At 58.4% G+C, this 1,651-nt stretch carries 1 rRNA gene; it reads left to right on the plus strand.

The annotated features are described in order from the left end of the window. Positions 1-167: 167 nt before the first annotated feature. Positions 168-1,651 (plus strand): 16S ribosomal RNA (locus ACYVK3_RS21800); the annotation flags it as partial.

Here is a 1,651-nt window from a genome sequence, read left to right on the forward strand (position 1 = left end):
CGTTGCGGCTCTTTCGGGGGTCGTGGGTTTGGTTGGTTTGTTTTTGACTGTCTTTTCCTTGGGGCTTTCGGTCTGCTGAGACTGGGGGTTCCGGATAATCGGTCAGGAGCTGCTTCGACACATGCTTTGGCTGGCTGCTGCTTTGTGTGGTGGTTGGTTGTAGGTTTTTGTTGGAGAGTTTGATCCTGGCTCAGGACGAACGCTGGCGGCGTGCTTCACACATGCAAGTCGAACGGAAAGGCTCCTTCGGGAGTGCTCGAGTGGCGAACGGGTGAGTAACACGTGGGTAACCTGCCCCGGACTTCGGGATAACCGCTGGAAACGGCGGCTAATACCGGATACGACCATTCCTCGCATGGGGGGTGGTGGAAAGTTGTATCGGTTCGGGAGGGGCTCGCGGCCTATCAGCTGGTTGGTGGGGTGATGGCCTACCAAGGCGGTGACGGGTAGCCGGCCTGAGAGGGCGGTCGGTCACATTGGGACTGAGATACGGCCCAGACTCCTACGGGAGGCAGCAGTGGGGAATTTTGCACAATGGGCGCAAGCCTGATGCAGCGACGCCGCGTGAGGGATGACGGCTTTCGGGTTGTAAACCTCTTTTATCCATGACGAAGGCGGTGTATTGGCATCGTTGACGGTAGTGGTTGAATAAGCGCCGGCTAACTACGTGCCAGCAGCCGCGGTAAGACGTAGGGCGCGAGCGTTGTCCGGATTTATTGGGCGTAAAGGGCTCGTAGGCGGCTCGTCGCGTCTGCCGTGAAAGGCTCCGGCTTAACTGGGGTTTTGCGGTGGATACGGGCGGGCTTGAGGCCAGTAGGGGAGATCGGAATTCTACGTGTAGCGGTGAAATGCGCAGATATGTGGAGGAACACCGGTGGCGAAGGCGGATCTCTGGGCTGGTTCTGACGCTGAGGAGCGAAAGCGTGGGGAGCGAACAGGATTAGATACCCTGGTAGTCCATGCTGTAAACGGTGGGCGCTAGGTGTGGGGCCACATTGGTTGGTTCTGTGCCGTAGCTAACGCATTAAGCGCCCCGCCTGGGGAGTACGGCCGCAAGGCTAAAACTCAAAGGAATTGACGGGGGCCCGCACAAGCGGCGGAGCATGCGGATTAATTCGATGCAACGCGAAGAACCTTACCTGGGTTTGACATCACCCGGAAACACCCAGAGATGGGTGCCTCTTCGGACTGGGTGACAGGTGGTGCATGGCTGTCGTCAGCTCGTGTCGTGAGATGTTGGGTTAAGTCCCGCAACGAGCGCAACCCTTATCCCGTGTTGCCAGCAAGTAGTGTTGGGGACTCGCGGGAGACTGCCGGGGTTAACTCGGAGGAAGGTGGGGATGAGGTCAAGTCATCATGCCCCTTATGTCCAGGGCTTCACGCATGCTACATTGGCCGGTACAGCGGGTTGCGATACCGTGAGGTGGAGCGAATCTCTGTAAAGCCGGTCTTGGTTCGGATTCGAGTCTGCAACTCGGCTCGATGAAGGTGGAGTCGCTAGTAATCGCAGATCAGCAACGCTGCGGTGAATGCGTTCCCGGGCCTTGTACACACCGCCCGTCACGTCATGAAAGTTGGCAACACCCGAAGCCTACGGCCTAACCGGTTCGCCGGAGGGAGTGGTCGAAGGTGGGGCTGGCGATTAGGACGA

The organism is Glycomyces tarimensis (assembly GCF_054776215.1).